This window comes from Saccharopolyspora rosea (assembly GCF_025643595.1).
In the GTDB taxonomy this organism is placed as follows: Bacteria; Actinomycetota; Actinomycetes; order Mycobacteriales; family Pseudonocardiaceae; genus Saccharopolyspora; species Saccharopolyspora rosea.
The window spans coordinates 5,820,348-5,841,255 of sequence record NZ_CP102826.1; the positions used below are offsets into that span (position 1 = coordinate 5,820,348).

Consider the following 20,908-nt stretch of genomic DNA (forward strand, 5'->3'; position numbering starts at 1 on the left):
CGGGAGCCCACTGGGCCGTTCGGCCCAATCCGCAACGTCCGAACGGCGTTGGCGAAAGGACCGCTATAACGCAAAGTATCGGGGGGTGGCTGGGAACGCCGCGAACGAGTAGCTACGCTCCTGGAGTCCTCCCCTCCCCTCGACGAAGGACGCCCCTAGCCGTGACCGAGAACATGTCGTTCGACCGCATGCGGAACATGCTCACGCGTGCGGCTGAGATCCGCGAGAGCGAACAGCAGCAGATCTTCGACGCGCTGGACGAGATCCACGCGCGGTTGTCCCCGCTGGAGTCGCTGGGCTCCGTGCGGAAACGATTGTCCGAGCTGCCGGACCGCACCGAGGTCAGCGTCCTCGCCGAACGACTCGACGAGGCACTGGCCAAGCTCGAAGGGCACGACAGTGCGCTCCTGGAGCTCAAGGGCGCCGTCGAAGGGCTCGTCGACAAGCTCGCCAAGCCGTTCGCGCAGCTGGACGGGCGGCTCGACGGGATGGCCGGCCACATGGACGGCGTCTCCGGTCGGATGGACGGCCTGGAGGACAAGCTGGGCCACATCCACAAGCGGCTCGACGAGCTGGGCCTGCACCTGGACAAGCAGGACGGGCGGCTCGAAGCGCTGCCGGGCGCGGTCCAGGAGCCGGTGCGGGAGCGCATCGACTCGCTGGAGACCAGCCTGCGCGGTCGCTTCACCGAGATCGACGAGGGCGTGCACGAACACCTCGACGGCACCCGCGAGGCGTTGCAGCGCGCCGTCACCGAGTCGACGGGCGGCGTGCAGCAGAACCTCGCCGACGCGGTGTCCGCCAGCCGCGACCAGCTCAACGGCAGGCTCGACGAGCTGGCCGCCCGGCCCGCCGTGGACCCGACCGACCGGCTGGACAAGCTGGCCGAGCGGCTGGAGCAGCTCGCCGACCGGGTCGACCAGGTGGCCGGCAACCTCGACCGCGTCGAGCAGAACGTCAACGGCCGGATCGACACCGTCGAGCAGGGCTTCAGCACCCGCCTGGAGACCGTCGAGGAAGGCGTCAAGAGCGGCCTCGGCGAGCTCGGCGGCACCCTGTCGAAGAACCTGTCGCAGCTCAGCGGCTCGCTCTCCGAGCGCCCGGACGCCGACGCGCTGAACTCGCTGGTCCGCCAGGCCAACGAGGAGAGCGAGCGGCGGCACGCCGGTCAGCTGGACGAGGCGATGGCCACCTTCGCCGAGCTCATCCTCGGCGGCAGTGCCCCGTCGTCCCCGCCACCGCCCACCACCCTGCCGCGCCAGCAGCGCCGCAGCCGCTCCAAGAGCGCCAAGCGGGACCCGGAGAAGGCGCTGCCGGCCGACGACGGCGACGACTACACCGCCGAAAGCGCCTGACGCCCGGGACGTGCACCGGTCCGGCGAGCCCGTCCTCGAACCTGGTCCCCGGAGTTCGAGGGCGGGCTCTCAGCCCGTCGAGGGCGATGCCGGTGCACGATCCCGGTCCGCGACTCTGTCGAGCACCAGCGGCGTCGACCCCGCGTCGGCGTCGCTGATCGCGTAGGCGCCGTCCAGCGCCGCCACCGCGGCTTCGACGGTTTCCGGTCGTTCGGTGTGCAGTTCGAGCAGCGGCTGGCCCTCGACGACGCGGTCGCCCGGTTTGGCCAGGCACAGCACGCCCGCGCTGTGCTCGACCGCGTCCTCCTTGCGGGCACGCCCGGCGCCGAGGCGCCAGGCGGCCACACCGACCGCGTAGGCGTCCAGCTCCCGCAGCGTCCCGTCGCGCGGCGCGGTGACGACGTCCACGTGCGGCGCGCGCGACAGCGGAGCCTCCGGCTCGCCGCCCTGCGCCGCGATCATCCGGCACCACGTCTCGTAGGCCCGGCCGTCCGCCAGCGCCGCAGCGGGGTCCACATCGGACAGACCGGCCAGCGCGAGCATCTCCCGGGCCAGGGCCACGGTCAGCTCCACCACGTCTGCAGGCCCGCCCCCGCGCAGCACGTCGACCGCTTCGGCGACTTCCAGCGCGTTGCCGACGGCGCGCCCCAGCGGCGCCGACATGCGGGTGATCAGCGCGCTCGTGCGCAGCCCGTTCGCGCTGCCGATGCCGACCAGCGCGGTCGCCAACTCGCGGGCTCGGCCGAGGTCCTTCATGAACGCACCCGAGCCGCACTTGACGTCGAGCACCAGCGAGCCGACCCCTTCGGCGATCTTCTTGCTCATGATCGAACTCGCGATGAGCGGAACCGACTCCACCGTGCCGGTCACGTCCCGCAGCGCGTAGAGCTTGCGGTCCGCGGGCGCGATGTCCTCGGTGGCCGCGCAGACCACCGCGCCGACGTCGTCGAGCCGGGCTCGGATCTCGTCGCCGGACAGCCGCGCTCGCCAGCCGGGTATCGACTCCAGCTTGTCCAGGGTCCCGCCGGTATGCCCCAGTCCGCGGCCGGACAGCTGCGGAACCGCGGCACCGCAGGCGGCGACCAGCGGCGTCAACGGCAGCGTGATCTTGTCCCCCACCCCGCCGGTGGAGTGCTTGTCCACGGTCGGTCGCCGGAGGCCGGACAGGTCCAGCCGCCGTCCCGACGCGACCATCGCCGCGGTCCAGCGGGCGGTCTCCACTTCGGACATGCCGCGCAGCACGATCGCCATGGCCAGCGCCGACATCTGCTCCTCGGCGACCAGGCCCCGCGTGTAGGCGTCGACGACCCAGTCGATCTGCTCGCCGGACAGCTCCCGGCCGTCGCGCTTCGCGCGGATCACGTCGATCGCGGTGTGCATCTCGTCCTCCTCGAACTCGCCCGCACCGGCTTCCTGCAATGAAGAGGCCGCGAACCCCCGCACAGATACACCCCGAACGGGTGATCTTCGACGACCTTCACAGCTCGAAGGCGTCCGGGAGGACTTCGGTCATCGGGCGGATGCCTCGGGGGGTGTCGAGCAGGCAGTCCGGACCGCCGAGTTCGTGCAGCAGCTGGCGGCAGCGACCGCACGGCATGAGGAGGTCACCGGTGCCGCTGCGGCACGCGACCGCGCGGAACCGGCCGCCGCCGGTCAGCCGCAGCTGGCCCGCCATCGTGCACTCGGCGCACAACGTCAGGCCGTACGAGCCGTTCTCCACGTTGCAGCCGACGACGATCCTGCCGTCGTCGCACAGCGCCGCCGCGCCCACTCGCAGCCCCGAGTACGGGCAGTACGCGTTGGCGGCGGCCTCCACCGCCGCCGCGCGCAGCGCTTCCCAGTCCACTGTGGTCACTCCCGTGCTCCCTGTTCGCCTCGTCGGTAGGGCAGTCCGTTCGCGGCGGGTGGTCGGAGGCGTTGCGAAGCCGCGCCGAGAACCACCAGCGTCACCAGGTGCGGGGTGTAGGCGGTGATCTCCTCGGGGAGCTGGTCGGTCGCCAGGTACACGGCGAGCACCGCCGCGGCGGCGACCAGCGCCACCCCGGCGCCCAGCTTCCGGCGCCGCCACAGCTGCGCCGCCGCGACGACCAGCAGCACCAGCGCGGCGGCCAGCAGCAGGGCGTGCACGGTGGTCCCGCCGCTGCGCAACTGGAGTCCGTCGGAGTAGCCGAACAGCGCCGCCCCGCCGAGCAGCCCGCCGGGCCGCCAGTTGCCGAAGATCATCGCCGCGAGGCCGATGTAGCCGCGGTTGTTGGTCTGGTTCTCCAGGTACCCGGCCTGGCCCGGGTTCAGGATCAGCGCGGCACCGCCGATCCCGGCCAGCGTGCCGGACACCACCACGGCCAGGTACTTGTAGCGGTGGACGGCGACGCCGAGCGACTCCGCCGCGATCGGGTTCTCCCCGCAGGAGCGCAGCCGCAGCCCGAACCGCGACCGCCACAGCACCAGGTAGCTGACCGGCACCGACAGGTACGCCAGCATCGTCAGCGGCGACACCCCGGTCACCAGTCCACCGAGCACGCCCGCGACGTCGGAGATCCCCACCCGCTGGAGGTTCTCCAGCTCGTGCAGCCAGGCCCCGAGCGGTTGCGCCGAGTACGTGTCGAACTTGGGCACCGGCGGCGACTCGCGCGGGTTCTTCGAGACCGGCTCGAACAGCAGGGTCGACAGGTACTTCGCGGTCCCCGCGCCGAGCAGGTTGATCGCCACCCCGGACACGATGTGGTTGACGCCGAAGGTCACGGTCGCCACCGCGTGCACCAGCCCGCCCAGCGCGCCGAACACCGCCGCCGCGAGCAGCCCGGCCGCCGGACCCCACTGGTAGCCCGCCCAGGCCCCACCCCAGGTGCCCAGGATCATCATGCCTTCCAGGCCGATGTTGATGACGCCCGCGCGCTCCGCCCACAGGCCGCCCAGCCCGGCGAGCAGGATCGGGATGCCGAGCCGCACCGCCGACTGCACGGTCCCCGAGGACGTCAGCTGCGGCAGGCCCGTCTGGTACGAGGCGAAGGACACCGCGACCACGCCGACCACCACCCACAGCGCGGCGTGCGCCCAGCCGGGCACCGGCCCCCGGGCGCGCTGCGGCCGTCCGGTCGCCGTCCCGGTCCTGACCTCGGTCCTCATGACCGGTCACCTCCGGTGCTCGCGGCGGCCGGTGCGACCGCGGTCCCCGTCGCGCGCCCGACCCGCCGCTGCTCGGCCGCCAGCTCGCGGCGCCGCACCAGGGCGTAGGCGACGACCACCGACAGCACGATCGTGCCCTGCAGGATCGTCACGATCTCCCGGGGAACGCCGATGTCGTCCAGCGTCAGCGAACTCTTGTCCAGGAAGGACCACAGCAGCGCGCCGAACGCGACGCCCACCGGGTGGTTGCGGCCGAGCAGCGCGATGGCCAGTCCCGCGTAGCCGTACCCGGCGGAGAAGGTGATGGTGAACGTGTGGTCCCGGCCGAGGATCTCGGGCAGTCCGGCCAGTCCGGCGACCGCCCCGGACAGCAGCATCACCGACAGCACCATGCGCCGGTGGTTCACCCCGCCCGCCGCGGCCGCCGTCGGCGACAGGCCGGACGCGCGCAGTTCGAAGCCGTAGCGCGTGCGGTCCAGCAGCACCGCGTAACCGATTCCGACCACCACGGCCAGCAGCACCAGGCCGAAGACCGTGCCCGCCCCGCCCAGCGGGATCCCCGGCACCCAACCGGACTCGGGGATGATCCGGGTCCCCTGGGTGTTGCCGCGCAGCACGCCGAAGGTCTGCGTCAGGTAGGCGATCAGGCCGAACGCCAGGGTGTTGAGCATGATCGTCGAGATCACCTCGGACACCCCGCGGTAGACCTTCAGCAGCGCGGCGATGCCGCACCACGCGGCGCCGACCGCCGCGCCCACCACGACGACGACCAGCGCGTGCACCCCGGGCGGCAGACTGATCGCGCCGCCCGCGATGGCCGCCGCGCAGGCGCCCAGCCGGTACTGGCCCTCGATGCCGATGTTGAGCAGGTTCATCCGGAAACCGATCGCGGCGGCCACCGCGACCAGGTAGTACGCCCCCGCGGTGTTGACGATGTCCACCGCCGTCGAGCCGCGCCCGACCTGCGTCACCAGCTGCGCCAGCGTGGCCACCGGGTCGGCGCCGGAGGCCAGCAGGACCGCGGCGCACAGCACGGCGGAGAAGGCGATCGCCAACGCGGGCGGCAGCAGCCGTGCTCGCCAGGTGCTCACCGGTCCTCACCGCCTCGTGCTCCGGTCATGGCCGCGCCGAGTTCCTCCGGGGTGACGGTGCGCGGATCGGCGTCGGCGACCACCCGGCCCCGGTACATGACCCTGATCGTGTCGGACAGGCCGATCAGTTCGTCCAGGTCGGCCGAGACCAGCAGCACCGCCAGCCCGGCCGCCCGGGCGGTGCGCAGGTGCTCCCAGATGACCGCCTGCGCGCCGACGTCCACGCCGCGGGTCGGATGCGCGGCGATCAGCAGCACCGGGTCACCGGACAGCTCGCGGCCGACGACGAGCTTCTGCTGGTTGCCACCGGACAGCGCCGCCGCGTCGACGTCGACGCCCGGGGTGCGGACGTCGAACCGCGCCACGATGCGCCGGGTGTCCTCGCGGGCGCCCCGCCGGTCCAGCCACCGGCCGCGGGCGACGGGTGGTCGCGTCTGGTGGCCGAGGATCCGGTTGAACCACAACGACTCGTCCAGCAGCAGCCCCTGCCGGTGCCGGTCCTCGGGCACGTAGCCGATGCCCGCCTCGCGCCTGGCCAACGTGGACAGCCGGGTCAGGTCCCGGTCGCCGAGCCGCACGGTTCCCGCGTCGGCCGGGCGCATGCCCATGATCGCCTCGACCAGCTCGGTCTGGCCGTTGCCCTCCACCCCGGCCACGCCCACGACTTCCCCGGCGCGCACCGCGAGGTCGACGTCCACCAGGACCGGCCGGTCCTTCTCGGAGGCGCACAGCCCGCGCACGACGAGCACCTCGCGGTCGGTGGCGGTGGCGCCGCCGTGCTCCGGGACGGGGAGTTCGCTGCCGACCATCAGCTCGGCCAGCTGCCGGGAGCCGATCTCGCCTGCGGGGACCGTGCCGACGGTCGTTCCCCGGCGCAGCACGGTGACCGTGTCGGCGATGGCGAGCACCTCGTCGAGCTTGTGCGAGATGAACAGGAACGTGAATCCCTGTTCGCGCATGGTGCGCAGGGTGGTGAACAGCTCCTCGACCTCCTGCGGCACCAGCACCGCGGTGGGTTCGTCGAGGACGACGATCCGCGCTCCCCGGTAGAGCACCTTGAGGATCTCCACCCGCTGCCGGTCGGCGACGCCGAGCCGTTCCACGAGCGCGTCCGGACGCACCCGGAACCCGGCCTGCTCGGCCAGCGCGAGGACCCGTCGCCGGGCCCGCGCACCGATGCCGTGGGCGCGTTCCGCGCCGAGCACGACGTTCTCCAGGACGGTCAGGTTGTCGGCGAGCATGAAGTGCTGGTGCACCATGCCGATGCCGGCGCGGATGGCCTCGGCCGGGGACCGGAACCGCACCTGCTCGCCGTCGATCCGGACCGCGCCCGCGTCCGGCGACTGCATTCCGTAGAGGATCTTCATCAGGGTCGACTTGCCCGCCCCGTTCTCGCCGCACACCGCGTGCACCTCACCGGTCCGGACGGTCAGGTTCACGTCGGAGTTCGCCACGACGCCGGGGAAGGTCTTGGTGATGCCGGACAGTTCGACGGCCGGTGTCCCGGCTGCTGCAGAGGTATTCATGCGACTCCCGCTCGGCGAGCACCGGTCAGGGCCGGTCGGAGACCTTGATCCGGCCGGTCGCGATCGCCGCCCGGTAAGCGTCCACAGTGGGCACCAGGTCGTCGATCATGCCGCCGGACGTCGAGTAGCCGACGCCGTCGAGCGACAGGTCGAACTTCTCCGGAACCGAAGCCAGGTCGCCGCGCGCCGCCGCGGCCACGTAGTCGAACACCGCGAGGTCGACCCGCTTGAGCATCGAGCTGATGATCACGTCGCGGTAGTCGGCCACCGACGGCTGCCGGTACTGGTCGGAGTCCACCCCGATGGCCTTGGCGCCCGCGGACTTCACCGACGAGAACACGCCCTTCCCGGACGCCCCGGCCGCGTGGTAGATCACGTCCACCCCGCCGTCGAGCTGGCCCTGCGCGACCTCGGCGCCCTTGTTGGGGTCCTGGAAACCGCTGGGATCGCCGGCCGGGGTCAGGTACGCGCGGTCGATCCGGATGTCCGGCGCGGCCGCCTTGGCGCCCGCGGCGTAACCGGCCTCGAACTTCTGGATCAGCGGGGTGCGCACTCCGCCGACGAAGCCGATGTGGCAGGTCTTCGTGCGGTGCGCGGCGATCACGCCGGCCAGGAACGAGCCCTGCTCCTCGGCGAACACCAGCGGTGTGACGTTCGGAATGCCCCGCAGGTCCTCGTCGATGATCGCGAAGCGGGTGCGCGGGAACTGCGCAGCGACGATCTTCAACGCGTCGGCGTAGGCGTAGCCGACGGCGATGACCGGGTCGAAGCCCTCCTGGGCGAGCTGGCGCAACCGGGTCTGCTTGGCGTCCTCGGGTTCCCCCGCGCCCGCGTCGAGCTCCTTGACCTCGGCCAGTCCCATCTCCCGCTTGGCGCGCTCCAGACCCGCCACCGAGGCGTCGTTGAACGACGCGTCACCCCGGCCGCCGATGTCGAAGGCCAGCCCGACCTTCATGGCCGCCGCGTTCGGCGCCGGTCCGGGCCGGTGCACCACCGGACCGCCCGCGGTGACCACCGGGGGCGGGTTGAGCCGGCAGCCCTGCCCCGCGGAACCCGCGGTGCCTCCCCCGATGTCCTTGGCGCACCCGGTCAGGCCGAGCGCTCCGGCCAGCAGCGCGGTGGCCACCGCGGCCACCGCGCGACGCGATCGTCCGGCACCCGAAGCCCGCATGCCGTTCCCCTTCCGCCAGGTACCGCCACGGCCCCCCGGCCGCGCTCCCGGGCCCCCGGGAGACCACGGCACCGGACGAATTCCACCCGATGGTGTTCACCGCGGTGAATTGTTGGCCCGGTGCGCGACGCACGCCATTCGGTGACGTGGCTCTCGAAATTAAGGCTTGACGGTGCGGCGCGGGCATTGCTCGCACGTCACGAAACGATTTCTACATCGATCAACCGATCCGAGGCGCTTGTCTGGTCGATCACAGACAGCATCGGGCGAGTAGGCCCGGCAGATGCCTCGGGTCTAGCATCCGAGAAGTCAAGGCCCCAGTTCAGTGGCCGGTGACGGGCGTGCACCCAATGCCAGATTGGGACCAACTGCAACTCGGGGCCGGTCGCCCCTGTTCGGCGAACGGGGCCGTCAGTCCACCAGCGAGGTTGGAGGCCTTCCACCATGGCCAGCACCACCGCCTCCGCGGCCGAGGCCCCCGAGCGCGTCGAACCGCCGCGCGCCAAGGGCCGCCTCTACCGCGGCGATCTGGGCATGTGGTCGTGGGTCGCCCACCGGATCACGGGCGTACTCACTTTCTTCTTCTTGTTCGTGCACGTCCTGGACACGGCTCTGGTCCGGGTCTCCCCGAACGCCTACGACACGGTCATCAACACCTACAAGCAGCCGGTGATGATCCTGTTCGAGCTGGGTCTGCTGGCGGCCGTGCTGTTCCACGCGTTCAACGGCATCCGGGTGATGCTGGTCGACTTCTGGTCGAAGGGCACCAAGTACCAGAAGCCGATGCTGTGGACCGTCGTGGTGCTGTGGCTGGTGTTGATCATCCCGGCCGCGATCAGCCTGATCGGCCGCGCCATCACGCAACTCACCGGGGGGCTGTGAGACCGATGACCGTCACCGACGCTCCGCTGTCCGTCGACAAGCCGCGCTCGCCGTCCCGCCGCGCCGCGCGCCGCAGCAACTTCGAGATGTTCAGCTGGCTGTTCATGCGGCTGTCCGGCGTGGTCCTGCTGTTCCTGGTGCTGGGGCACCTGCTGATCATGCTGTTCCTGGACGGCGGGGTCCACAAGATCAACTTCGCGTTCGTGGCGGGTCGCTGGGCTTCGCCGTTCTGGCAGCTCTGGGACCTGACCATGCTCTGGCTGGCCGGACTGCACGGCGGGAACGGCCTGCGCACCGTCATCAACGACTACTCCCGCAAGGACAGCACGCGCTTCTGGCTGAGGATGCTGCTGTACGTCTCGGTCATCCTGACCGTGGGTCTGGGCACCTTCGTGATCTTCACCTTCGACCCGAACATCGGCTGACCGCAGACCACAGCGTGGCGCACCGCGCGGCGGTCGGCGCCACCAGCCCGAGGAGGCGACCATGCAATTCCACAAGTACGACGTGGTCATCGTCGGCGCCGGGGGCGCCGGGATGCGCGCCGCGATCGAGGCCGGGCAGCGCGCCCGCACGGCCGTGCTCACCAAGCTCTACCCCACCCGCTCCCACACCGGCGCCGCCCAGGGCGGCATGTGCGCCGCGCTGGCCAACGTCGAGGAGGACAACTGGGAGTGGCACACCTTCGACACCATCAAGGGTGGTGACTACCTGGTCGACCAGGACGCCGCGGAGGTGATGGCCAAGGAGGCCATCGACGCGGTCCTCGACCTGGAGAAGATGGGGCTGCCGTTCAACCGGACCCCCGAGGGCAGGATCGACCAGCGCCGGTTCGGCGGCCACACCCGCGACCACGGCAAGGCCCCGGTCCGCCGCGCCTGCTACGCCGCGGACCGCACCGGCCACATGATCCTGCAGACGCTGTACCAGAACTGCGTCAAGCACGGCGTCGAGTTCTTCAACGAGTTCTACGTGCTCGACGTGCTGCTGAGCGAGGGCCCGGACGGGCAGCAGGTGGCGTCCGGCGCGGTGGCCTACGAGCTGGCGACCGGTGAGATCCACGTGTTCCAGGCCAAGTCCGTGGTGTTCGCCACCGGCGGCTTCGGCAAGGTCTTCAAGACCACCTCCAACGCGCACACCCTGACCGGCGACGGGATGGGCATCATCTACCGCAAGGGCCTGCCGCTGGAGGACATGGAGTTCTACCAGTTCCACCCGACCGGCCTGGCCGGTCTGGGCATCCTGATCACCGAGGGCGTCCGCGGCGAGGGCGGCATCCTGCGCAACGTCGACGGCGAGCGGTTCATGGAGCGCTACGCCCCGACGATCAAGGACCTGGCACCGCGCGACATCGTCGCCCGCGCGATGGCGCTGGAGGTGCTGGAGGGCCGGGGCGCCGGTCCGAACAAGGACTACGTCTACCTCGACGTCACGCACCTCGGCGAGGAACTCCTGGAGTCCAAGCTCCCGGACATCATGGAGTTCTCCCGCACCTACCTGGGCGTGGAACCGACCAAGGAGCTGGTGCCGGTCTACCCGACCGCGCACTACGCGATGGGCGGCATCCCGACCAACATCACCGGCGAGGTGCTGCGGGACAACGAGAACACCATCCCCGGCCTGTACGCCGCCGGTGAGTGCGCCTGCGTGTCGGTGCACGGTTCCAACCGGCTGGGCACCAACTCGCTGCTGGACATCAACGTGTTCGGCCGCCGCGCGGGCATCGCCGCCGCCGAGTACGCGCACTCCCACGAGCACGTGGAACTGCCCGAGGAGCCGACGAAGCTGGTCGACGGCATGGTCGACCACCTGCGCACCGCGCACGGCGGCGAGCGGGTGGCCACCATCCGCACCGAGCTGCAGGCCACCATGGACGCCAACGCCTCGGTGTACCGCACCGAGGAGACGCTGAAGACCGCGCTGTCGGACGTCCAGTCGCTCAAGGAGCGCTACGGCCGGATCTCCGTGCACGACAAGGGCAAGCGGTACAACTCGGACCTGCTGGAGGCGATCGAGCTGGGCTTCCTGCTCGACCTGGCCGAGGCCCTGGTCAACGCCGCGCTCGCCCGCAAGGAATCCCGCGGCGGGCACGCCCGCGAGGACTACCCGAACCGGGACGACGTGAACTTCATGCGGCACAGCATGCAGTACAAGCAGTTGCCCGACAGCGAGGACCCGAACGCGCCGCTCGGGTTGACCGGCTTCCAGTCGGACATCCGGCTGGACTACAAGCCCGTCGTCGTCACCCGGTACCAGCCGATGGAGCGTAAGTACTGATGACCGCCGCCACCACCGCGAACAACGACACCAAGGACATCCCGGAGGACGCGCCGCCGATCCCCGACGGGGCGACCATGGTCACCGTCAAGATCCTGCGGTACAACCCGGAGCAGGACGAGGACCTGCACTGGGAGTCCTACCGCGTTCCGGCGCTGCCGACCGACCGGGTGCTGAACCTGCTGCACTACATCAAGTGGTACATCGACGGTTCGCTGACGTTCCGCCGGTCCTGCGCGCACGGCGTCTGCGGTTCCGACGCGATGCGCATCAACGGCGTCAACCGGCTGGCCTGCAAGGTCCTGATGAAGGACATGTTCGCCAAGAGCGGTGAGACGACCCTGACGGTCGAGCCGATCAAGGGCCTTCCGGTGATGAAGGACCTGCTGGTCGACATGGAGCCGTTCTTCGAGGCGTACCGGGCGATCAAGCCGTACCTGATCACCACGGGCAACGAGCCGACCCGGGAGCGGATCCAGTCCGTCGCCGAACGCGCCCGCTTCGACGACACCACCAAGTGCATCCTGTGCGCGGCGTGCACCACGTCGTGCCCGGTGTTCTGGTCGGAGGGCTCCTACTTCGGCCCGGCGGCGATCGTGAACGCGCACCGCTTCATCTTCGACAGCCGCGACGAGGGCGCCGAGGAGCGCCTGGACATCCTCAACGACGTCGACGGCGTCTGGCGCTGCCGCACCACGTTCAACTGCACGGACGCCTGCCCGCGCGGCATCCAGGTCACCAAGGCGATCCAGGAGGTAAAGCGGGCCCTGATGTTCCGCCGCCGCTGACGGCGCAGTCCGCGAAAACGGCGCCCACCCCGCCGGGTGGGCGCCGTTTTCGCGTTCCCGCCGGGAAAGCGCGGAACCGCATTCGGCTGCCGGGAGCGGGAATTCGGGGTCTCAGCTGCTGCGACTCGCGCGGTACGCCCGCCAGCCGAGGACGCCGATGATCGTGCCGAGTACGAGGGAGACGACCGCGATGACCAGGTGGACGATGAGGTAGCCGGTGGGCGAGCTCCCGGCCCAGGAGCGGTCGCTGTGCCAGATGTTGCGGATGAACGTCGGCCAGAGCAGGTAGCTCCAGACGCCGAAGGCCAGCAGGAACAGGGCGGTGCGGCGGGAAAGTGTCACGGGGCCAGTATCGGCTGTCGGCCAGGTCACCCACCTGGCCGGGGGTTCTCGGGACCCCGACGGGGATCGGAATTGGCTAGCCTGCTGCGTGTGCCTCTGAGTGCCCGCCGTTCCTCGCCGTCCCGCACCGGTTCCGTGGTCCTGTGCGCCGCCGTCGCTGCGCTGGTCGCCCCCGCGGTGGCCGTCGCGGCGCCGGAGCCGCCGCCCGCGCCGTGCCCGAAGGTCGCCCCACCACCCGCGGTGGACACCTCCGAGGTGCCGCCGCCGGGGGCCGCGGTGCCACCGCCGGTGCCGGTTCCGGACGACCCGGTCGGCGGGCAGCGCATGGCCGAGTGCGGGCTGATCACCGGGCAGGGCACGCCACCGCCGCCCGCCGAGGTCACCTCCGAGAGCTGGGTGCTCGCCGACCTGGACAGCGGCCAGATCATGGCCGCGCGCGACCCGCACGCCCGGCAGCGACCGGCCTCCACGATCAAGGTGCTCACCGCGCTGGTGGCGCTGCGCGAGCTGAAGCTGGACGACACGATCGTCGCCACCCAGCAGGACGCCGACCAGGAGGGCAGCCGGGTCGGGCTGAGCCCCGGCGTCACCTACACCGTCCGCCAGGTGCTCACCGGGTTGATCATGCAGTCCGGCAACGACGCCGCGCACGCGCTGGCCATGAAGGTCGGCGGCATGGACGCCATGGTCGACAAGATGAACGCGCTCGCCCGCGAACTCGGGGCGCTGGACACCCGGACCGCCACCCCGTCCGGGCTGGACGGCCCGGGCATGAGCACCTCCGCCTACGACCTCGCGCTGTTCTACCGCGCGGCGATGCGCGACCCGAACTTCGCCGCGATCTCCGCGACCAGGAACACCCAGCTGCCCGGACCGCCCGGCAAGCCGCCGATGGAGGTCTGGAGCGACAACCAGGTGCTGCTGCACTACCCCGGCGCGATCGGCGGCAAGACCGGGTTCACCGACGACGCCCGGCACACCCTGATCGGGGCCGCCGACCGCGGCGGCCACCGGCTCGTCGGCGTGATGACGCGCGGGGAGAACCAGCCGATCCGGCAGACGGCGCAGATGATGCGGCTGCTCGACTACGGCTTCGCGCTCGGGCCCGTGGAGCCGGTCGGCAAGCTGGTCGACGAGACCGCCAAGCCCAGCGCGGACCACGCGGCGCGGGCCGGCTCCGACGCGGCCGGGGAGGAGCCGGGCCAGCAGTCGCGCGCGCTCGGTTCCGTGGGCGGACCGCTGGCGCTGGTGGTCGTGCTGCTCGCGGCCGTGGTGGGCGCCCTGGCCCTCCGGCGGCGCCGGGCTGCGGCGCACGCCCGCCGGAACAGCGGCGGCGACGACCACCCGTAGCGCTTCAGCGGCGGCGGCGCCAGAACCAGCCCACGACGGCTCCCAGGCCGAAGGCGCCTGCTGCGGTGCGCAGCCGGGATCGGCGGACCTCGACGACCGGGCGGATCACCGCGGGCCCCGGGACCGGCGGCGGCTCCTGTTCCAGGTTCTCCCGGGCCGAGGCCGTCCACGCGGTGACGAACAGGATGAACCGGGACGTCAGGTTCGCGAACACCAGCAGACCGAGGATCGGGCCGAAAGCCGCGCCGGCCGGGGACTGCGTGACGCTGTTCAGGTAGATCACGGCGACCTGCTTGAGCACCTCGAAACCGACCGCGGCGAACAACGCTCCCCAGACCGCGCTGCGCAGCGTCACCGGCTTGCGGGGCAGCCGGGCGAGCACCCAGAGGAACACCAACCAGCTCGCGACCAGCGACAGCGCGATCGTCAGCAGGCGCAGCACGACGTGGGCGGCGGTGGTGTCCTGGATCCCGACGAGTTCGAACAACCGCTGCCCGACCCCGCCGCCGAGCGCGCTGATGCCGAACGAGACCGCCATCGCCACGCCGAGCCCGATCAGCGACAGCAGGTCGGACGCGGTGCGCCGGACCAGCGGCAGCGGAGTCGGCTGCTGGGTCCACTGGGCGGTCAGCGCCTCGCGCAGGTTCGTCATCCAGCCCAGCCCGGAGTACAGCGCGGCGAGCAGGCCGAGGATCCCGACCGCGCCCGCCTTGGCGACGGCCTCGTCGACGACCTGCCGCAGGAGCTGGCTCAGCCCCGGGTTGGGCACCGCGGTGGTGATCGACGTCTGCAACCGCGCCAGCAGGTCCGGGTTGCCCTTGAGGACGAACCCGGCCACCGCGAACGCGATCATGAGCAACGGCACGAGCGCGAGCACGCTGAAGTACGTGACCGCCGCCGCGTAGTAGTCGCCGTACTGGCTCTGGTAGCGGGAGAAGGCGCGGATGAGCCGGTCCAGCCACTCGTACCTGCGCCGGAGCAAGGTCAGCCGGCTCGGCCGGTCCTCGCGCGTCTGGTCGCCCAATGCTGCCCCCTCCGACGCAACGGGTTCGCCCGGACGGCAGCAGAGTACCCGGGGTTGATCAGATCAGCCCGCAGGTGACAGGAAGCCGACGCGGTCGAAGACCGTCCGCAGCGTGCGGGTGGCGACCTCGCGGGCGTGCTCGGCGCCGCGCCGCAGGACCTTGTCCAGCTCGGCCGGGTCGTCGAGGTAGCCGCGGACCTTCTCCTGCAACGGCGTCGCGAACTCGACGACGACCTCGCCGAGGTCCTTCTTCAAGTCGCCGTACCCCTTGCCCTCGTAGGCGGCCTGCAGCTCGTCCACGGTCCGGTCGGTCAGCGAGGAGTAGATCGCCAGCAGGTTGCTCACGCCCGGCTTGTTCTCCGGGTCGTAGACGATCTCGCGACCGGTGTCGGTGACCGCCGAGCGGATCTTCTTGGCGGACCGCTTCGGGTCCTCCAGGAGCTCGATGACCCCGGAGGGCACCGACTTGCTCATCTTGGCGTTCGGGTCCTGCAGGTCGTAGATCTTGGCCGTCGACTTCGGGATGTGCGCGGCGGGGACCGTGAACGTCTCGCCGAACCGGGAGTTGAACCGCTGCGCCAGGTTGCGGGTCAGCTCCAGGTGCTGGCGCTGGTCCTCGCCGACCGGCACCGCGTCGGCCTGGTAGAGCAGGATGTCGGCGGCCATCAGCGCCGGGTAGGTGAACAGGCCGACGCCGACGTGCTCGGCGTCCTGGCGCGCCGCCTTGTCCTTGAACTGGGTCATCCGGCTGGCCTCGCCGAAGCCGGTCTGGCACTCCAGGACCCAGCTGAGCTGGGCGTGCTCGGGGACGTGGCTCTGCACGAACAGCGTGGACCGGTCCGGGTCGATGCCCAGCGCGAGCAGCTGGGCGGCGGACAGCCGGGTGCGCTTGCGCAGCAGCTCCGGGTCCTGCGCGACGGTGATCGCGTGCAGGTCGACGACGCAGTAGAACGTCTCGTACTCGCCCTGCATCGCCACCCACTCCCGCAGCGCGCCGAGGTAGTTGCCGAGGTGGAACGAGTCGGCGGTCGGCTGGATGCCGGAGAACACGCGCGGGCGGCCCGCGGACTTCTCGACGTTCTGGGGTGCGGAGTTGTCACTGCTCACGGTTGGATTCTCGCAAGCCCCGCCGGGTTCGTGGGACCGGGCTGGCCCGCACCGCCCGAACAGGCGCGAACACCTCCCGCGACCAGCCCGAACTCAGTTCCGCCGCTCGTTCTCGGGCTGGATCTTCTTCTTCCGGAACGCGCCCGCGACCATGCCGACCACGCCGAGCCCGACGGCCGAGAGACCGACCGGCATGCTCAACGTGTCCAGCGGGCTGGCCTGCGCCAGCACCCGCGAGGACGCCTGGGCGCACGCGGGCACCGCGACGACGAACCCCGCACTCAGCGCTGACGCTCGCGTGCACACGCGAGATATTCGGCTACGCACGAGCGCGCCTCCCTAGACAGTCGACTCGTTCCGGCCACGTGCTTGCCTGAGCTCGGTGGCGGACCGTACCGACCGCGGTGCGACACCACGGTCGCGTTGCGTAAACCAGCCACGACGAAGTGATCATATTTTCCGACTGAGAAGACGCTCAGCCGGGTATGGTGATCATGGATCCGTGCAGGCCAAGGGCCCAGAATCACCTGAAAGCGCGATTCCGGGCCCCCGGCCGGTGCACGACTGCTCAGGGAGCGGCGACCTCGACGACCGAGCGCGCGGCTACACCTCGGTGAGCCCGAGCTGCACCCGACCGGCGCGCCCGTAGGTGGTGGTCCGCTGCCGGGCGGTCCGGCCGACGCGCGCGGCGAGCTCGTGCAACTGTTCGATGGTGCGCGCGGAGCCGTGCTCGGAACCGGCCATGCGGCTGATCGTCTCCTCCATCAGCGTGCCGCCGAGGTCGTTGGCGCCGCCGTTGAGGACCTCGGACGTGCCGTCGTCGCCGAGCTTGACCCAGGAGCACTGCACGTTGTCGACGCGCCCGTGCAGCAGCACCCGGGCCATCGCGTGCACCGCCCGGTTGTCCCGCCGGGTCGGTCCCGGCCGGGCGAGCCCGGCCAGGTAGATCGGGGCGTTGCGGTGCACGAACGGCAGCGGCACGAACTCGGTGAACCCGTCCGAGCCGTTCTCCCGCGCGGTGTCCTGCACCCGCGCCAGGGTCCGGAGGTGACCGAGCCAGTGCTCGGGGGTGTCGACGTGGCCGTACATCATCGTCGACGTGGTCGGGATGCCGAGCCGGTGGGCGGTCGAGATGACCTCGATCCACTCGGCGGCGGGCAGCTTGCCCTTGGTCAGCACCCAGCGGACGTCGTCGTCGAGGATCTCGGCGGCGGTGCCCGGGATGCTGCCCAGTCCCGCTTCCTTGAGCTCGGCCAGCCAGTCGGCGATGCTCACGCCCGCCTTGGCCGCCGCGCTGACGATCTCCATCGGGCTGAAGGCGTGCACGTGCATCTCCGGCACGCGCTGCCGCACCGCGCGCACCAGGTCGGCGTAGCCGCTGACGGGCAGCCGCGGGTCGATGCCGCCCTGCATGCACACCTCGGTCGCCCCGGCCCGCCACGCCTCCTCGGCGCGGTCGGCGACCTCCTCGGGCGAGAGCCGGTAGGCGTCGGCGTCGCGCTCGCGCTGCGCGAAGGCGCAGAAGCGGCAGCCGACGTAGCAGATGTTGGAGAAGTTGATGTTGCGGTTGACGATGTAGGTGACGTCGTCGCCCACCGCGTCGCGACGCAGCCCGTCGGCGATCCCCGCCAGTTCGTCCAGCGCGGCTCCGTCGCAGGTCATCAACGCCATCGCGGCGGCGGTGTTGGTCTCCTCCAGCAGCGCGGCCGGGTTCGAGCCGGCGAGCCGCAGCGCCGCTCGGACGTCGGCGTCGAGCCGCTCGGGTGCGCCGGTCGGCAGTTGGGTGCGCAGCTCGTCCCAGTCGCCGTAGACGGTGTCGAAGTCACCCCGGCGCTCGTCGCTGCGCCCCTCGGTGTCGATGCTGCGGTGCAGGTCGGTGCGGCCGACCGACTCGAATCCGCCGTCCGGTTCCTGCCACTCGCGGCCGACGACCTCGGCGTCCTCGGCGGCGAGCCCGTCCGGTGTGGACAGCGCGGCGACGTGCGCGGCCACCCGCAGGTCCAGCCACTGCGTGCTGTCCCCGGCGAGCCCGTTGCGCACGTAGCGCGGGTAGGCGGTGAGGCGTTCGCGCAGCCGGAACCCGCCTTCGGCGGTCTGCGCGGCCAGCGCCTCGATCTGCGGCCACGGGCTCTCCGGGTTGACGTGGTCCGGGGTCACCGGCGACACGCCGCCCCAGTCGTCGATGCCCGCGCGCAGCATGAGCAGCTGCTCGTCGCCGACGAGGTTCGGCGGTGCCTGCACGCTCACGCCCGAGGGCATCAGCAGCCGCGCGACGGCGATGGTGGCGGCCAGGTCGTGCAGGTCCGCGTCCGGCATGCCGCGCATCGCGGTGTCCGGTTTGGCCCGGAAGTTCTGCACGATGATCTCCTGCACGTGCCCGTACTGGCGGGCGACGCGGCGCAGCGCGAGCAGCGATTCGGCGCGCTCGGCCCTGGTTTCCCCGATGCCGATGAGGATTCCGCTGGTGAACGGCACGGCGACGCGGCCGGCGTCGGTGAGCACCCGCAGCCGGACGGCGGGTTCCTTGTCGGGGCTGCCGAAGTGCGGACCGCCCTTGTCGCGCCACAGCCGCTCGGCGGTCGTCTCCAGCATCATGCCCATGCTGGGCGCCACCGGCTTCAGCCTGGTCAGCTCCGACCAGCTGAGGACGCCCGGGTTCAGGTGCGGGAGCAGCCCGGTCTCCTCCAGCACGGCGATCGCGCAGGACCGCACGTAGTCCACTGTGGAGTCATAACCGCGCGCCCGGAGCCACTCGGCCGCCGCCGACCACCTGTCCTCGGGCCGGTCGCCGAGGGTGAACAGCGCTTCCTTGCAGCCCGCCGCGGCACCCTGCCGGGCGATCTCCAGCACTTCGTCGCGTTCCAGGTACGGCGAGTCCAGCCGGTGCGGCACCGTCGCGAAGGTGCAGTAGTGGCAGCGGTCCCGGCACAGGCGGGTGAGCGGCACGAACACCTTGCGGCTGTAGGTGACCAGCCCTTCCCGGCCCTCGGCGACCAGGTGCGCGTCGCGGGCGCGCGACGCCGCGGCCATCAGTGTTTCGAGGTCGTCCCCTCGCGCGTGCAGCAGGGTCGCGGCCTCGGTGGCGTCCAGCGCGACACCGTCGGTGGCGCGGCGCAGCGCCCGGCGCATCGCCGACGCGCTCGGAACGGGTTCCGGCGGGGAAAGTTCGAGATCCGACACCCCGCGACTCTAAGTCCGCCGAACCGCGATCCGCAGCCACCGCACGGGTGCGGAACGCCTCACCCGGCGCGCGGGCGGCAGGTGTGTCGGTGGCGCGCAGCGCCTCCGTGGGGGGTGGCGGTCGGGTGACGGGTGGGATTACTCCGTTTCGCCCTAGTCGTGATCCACATCGCGGAACAGAATCCGACAACACGAGCGGGTGATCCACAGGAGGGCACGTGGCGCGCAGAAGAGGGTTGCGCTGGCTCGGTTCGGTGCTCGCGGTGCTGCTCGGCGCGATCAGCACCGCCGCGCCGGCTTCGGCGGCCACCGCCGCCCCCGCGCACTTCGTGGTCGTCGGCCCCACCGGCGACGGGCTGCGGCAGACCGAGGACTCGGTGCGCGCTGCCGGGGGTTCGGTGGTGCAGAGCTGGCCGCAGATCGGCGTGGTCGTGGCGACCTCGACCGACCCTGGATTCGCCGCCGAGGTGCGGCACCGACCCGGCGTCGACCAGGCCGGGGCCACCCGCAACCTGGCCGAGCAGCTGCCGCCGGCGAAGCCCGCGCAGCGCGTCGAACGGCTGGAGGGCACGGTCGGCGCGACCGCCGCCGCCACCCCGCCCGGCGCGGAACCGCTGGAGCCCGACCAGTGGGACCTCGCGCAGATCCGCGCCGACCAGGCCAACGCGATCTCCCAGGGCAGCAAGGACGTCACGGTCGGCGTGCTGGACTACGGCATCGACGCGACGCACCCCGACCTGAGGCAGAACGTCGATGCGTCCCAGTCGGTCAGCTGCGCCGGTGAGGGCGTCCCGAACACCGACCCGGCGGCGTGGGCGCCGAAGGACGAGACCCAGGCCCACGGAACGCACGTCGCGGGCACCATCGCCGCCGCGCGCAACGGCGTCGGCGTCGCGGGCGTCGCCCCGAACGCGCGGCTGGCGTCGGTGCGGATCATCGACGACGCCGGGTTCATCTACCCCGAGTACGCGATCTGCGGTTTCGTCTGGTCCGCCGAGCACGGGTTCGCCGTCACCAACAACTCGTACTTCGTCGACCCGTGGTTCCTGTGGTGCGATCACGACCCGGACCAGAAGGCGGTCGCCGAGGCGGTGCGGCGCGCCGTCGCCTACGCGCAGCGCAAGGACGTCGTCACCGTGACGTCCGCGGGCAACAGCGGCTGGGACCTGTCCAGACCGATCCACGACACGGAGAGCCCGAACAACGGCGGTCCCCAGCAGGACCGGATGACCGGCCCGGACTGCCACGTGCTGCCCGGGGAACTGCCGGGCGTCGTCACGGTCTCCGCGGTCGGCCCGCTCGGCGTGAAGTCGTACTACTCCAACTACGGACTGGGCTCGACAACGGTGACCGCGCCGGGCGGTGACGCCAAGCAGGTCCCGTCGACGCCGTCGCGCAACGGCCGGGTCCTGTCGACCGTGCCCGGCGGCGGTTGGGGCTGGATGCAGGGCACCTCGATGGCCTCGCCGCACGTCGTCGGCGTGGTCGCGCTGCTGCGCAGCACGCACCGGGACTGGACCGCGCAGCAGGCGATCGGCGCGCTCGCCGCGCAGGCCGATCGGCTGCCCTGCCCGAAGAACTACGACCCGGACGGCGACGGCAAGCCCGACGCGGTGTGCGAGGGCGGCAGCACCGGCGCCGGTTTCTACGGCGCGGGCCTGGTCAACGCCCTGCACGCGGTGCAGTGAC

18 protein-coding genes are annotated in these 20,908 nt (G+C 71.5%); 7 read left to right on the forward strand and 11 right to left on the reverse strand.

Going from position 1 to position 20,908, the window contains the following annotated elements; translation table 11 throughout:
• Positions 1–161 precede the first annotated feature (161 nt).
• Complete coding sequence (locus tag NV263_RS27000) at positions 162–1,355, forward strand: apolipoprotein A1/A4/E family protein (RefSeq protein WP_263249500.1); 1,194 nt, start codon at positions 162–164, stop codon at positions 1,353–1,355.
• A gap of 69 nt (positions 1,356–1,424) precedes the next feature.
• On the opposite strand, the gene NV263_RS27005 is transcribed toward NV263_RS27000, so the two are convergent.
• The 6 genes from NV263_RS27005 to NV263_RS27030 form a co-directional block, all read right to left on the reverse strand.
• Positions 1,425–2,735, reverse strand: a complete 1,311-nt coding sequence (locus NV263_RS27005) for a thymidine phosphorylase (protein WP_263249501.1) — start codon at positions 2,733–2,735, stop codon at positions 1,425–1,427.
• 97 nt (positions 2,736–2,832) lie between these two features.
• Entirely contained in the window at positions 2,833–3,210 is a 378-nt protein-coding gene (locus tag NV263_RS27010; RefSeq protein ID WP_263249502.1) for a cytidine deaminase, read from the reverse strand.
• Positions 3,207–4,481 (reverse strand): ABC transporter permease, encoded by a 1,275-nt coding sequence (locus NV263_RS27015; RefSeq protein WP_263249504.1) that lies wholly within the window; start codon positions 4,479–4,481, stop codon positions 3,207–3,209. Before NV263_RS27015 ends, NV263_RS27010 begins: the two co-directional genes overlap by 4 nt.
• A complete protein-coding gene (locus NV263_RS27020; RefSeq protein ID WP_263249505.1) occupies positions 4,478–5,572 on the reverse strand; it encodes an ABC transporter permease in 1,095 nt (364 codons plus the stop codon). Before NV263_RS27020 ends, NV263_RS27015 begins: the two co-directional genes overlap by 4 nt.
• Positions 5,569–7,098, reverse strand: coding sequence for an ABC transporter ATP-binding protein (locus NV263_RS27025; protein ID WP_263249507.1), 1,530 nt, complete (start codon positions 7,096–7,098; stop codon positions 5,569–5,571). The genes NV263_RS27020 and NV263_RS27025 overlap by 4 nt, the downstream gene beginning before the upstream one ends.
• A gap of 25 nt (positions 7,099–7,123) precedes the next feature.
• Entirely contained in the window at positions 7,124–8,269 is a 1,146-nt protein-coding gene (locus NV263_RS27030; RefSeq protein ID WP_263249508.1) for a BMP family lipoprotein, read from the reverse strand.
• Positions 8,270–8,713: 444 nt separating this feature from the next.
• Between NV263_RS27030 and sdhC the strand changes: the two genes are divergently transcribed.
• From sdhC to NV263_RS27050, 4 genes are all read left to right on the forward strand, one after another.
• Entirely contained in the window at positions 8,714–9,151 is a 438-nt protein-coding gene (gene sdhC / locus NV263_RS27035) for a succinate dehydrogenase, cytochrome b556 subunit (RefSeq protein WP_263249510.1), read from the forward strand.
• A gap of 5 nt (positions 9,152–9,156) precedes the next feature.
• Positions 9,157–9,576, forward strand: a complete 420-nt coding sequence (locus NV263_RS27040; RefSeq protein ID WP_263249511.1) for a succinate dehydrogenase hydrophobic membrane anchor subunit — start codon at positions 9,157–9,159, stop codon at positions 9,574–9,576.
• Positions 9,577–9,637: 61 nt separating this feature from the next.
• Complete coding sequence (gene sdhA, locus NV263_RS27045) at positions 9,638–11,428, forward strand: succinate dehydrogenase flavoprotein subunit (RefSeq protein WP_263249513.1); 1,791 nt, start codon at positions 9,638–9,640, stop codon at positions 11,426–11,428.
• Positions 11,428–12,216, forward strand: a complete 789-nt coding sequence (locus tag NV263_RS27050) for a succinate dehydrogenase iron-sulfur subunit (RefSeq protein WP_263249514.1) — start codon at positions 11,428–11,430, stop codon at positions 12,214–12,216. Before sdhA ends, NV263_RS27050 begins: the two co-directional genes overlap by 1 nt.
• A gap of 111 nt (positions 12,217–12,327) precedes the next feature.
• On the opposite strand, the gene NV263_RS27055 is transcribed toward NV263_RS27050, so the two are convergent.
• A complete protein-coding gene (locus NV263_RS27055) occupies positions 12,328–12,558 on the reverse strand; it encodes an SCO4848 family membrane protein (RefSeq protein WP_263249515.1) in 231 nt (76 codons plus the stop codon).
• A 90-nt stretch (positions 12,559–12,648) separates the two neighbouring features.
• Between NV263_RS27055 and NV263_RS27060 the strand changes: the two genes are divergently transcribed.
• A complete protein-coding gene (locus NV263_RS27060; protein WP_263249516.1) occupies positions 12,649–13,908 on the forward strand; it encodes a D-alanyl-D-alanine carboxypeptidase family protein in 1,260 nt (419 codons plus the stop codon).
• A gap of 4 nt (positions 13,909–13,912) precedes the next feature.
• On the opposite strand, the gene yhjD is transcribed toward NV263_RS27060, so the two are convergent.
• From yhjD to NV263_RS27080, 4 genes are all read right to left on the reverse strand, one after another.
• Positions 13,913–14,932, reverse strand: a complete 1,020-nt coding sequence (gene yhjD / locus NV263_RS27065; RefSeq protein ID WP_263249517.1) for an inner membrane protein YhjD — start codon at positions 14,930–14,932, stop codon at positions 13,913–13,915.
• Positions 14,933–14,995: 63 nt separating this feature from the next.
• Positions 14,996–16,039, reverse strand: a complete 1,044-nt coding sequence (trpS, locus tag NV263_RS27070) for a tryptophan--tRNA ligase (protein ID WP_263249518.1) — start codon at positions 16,037–16,039, stop codon at positions 14,996–14,998.
• A gap of 93 nt (positions 16,040–16,132) precedes the next feature.
• Positions 16,133–16,345, reverse strand: a complete 213-nt coding sequence (locus tag NV263_RS27075; protein WP_263249519.1) for a hypothetical protein — start codon at positions 16,343–16,345, stop codon at positions 16,133–16,135.
• Between the two features lie 297 nt (positions 16,346–16,642).
• Positions 16,643–19,168, reverse strand: coding sequence for a bifunctional FO biosynthesis protein CofGH (locus NV263_RS27080; RefSeq protein ID WP_425571171.1), 2,526 nt, complete (start codon positions 19,166–19,168; stop codon positions 16,643–16,645).
• Positions 19,169–19,437: 269 nt separating this feature from the next.
• Between NV263_RS27080 and NV263_RS27085 the strand changes: the two genes are divergently transcribed.
• Complete coding sequence (locus NV263_RS27085) at positions 19,438–20,907, forward strand: S8 family peptidase (RefSeq protein ID WP_263249522.1); 1,470 nt, start codon at positions 19,438–19,440, stop codon at positions 20,905–20,907.
• The last annotated feature ends 1 nt before the right edge of the window (position 20,908 follow it).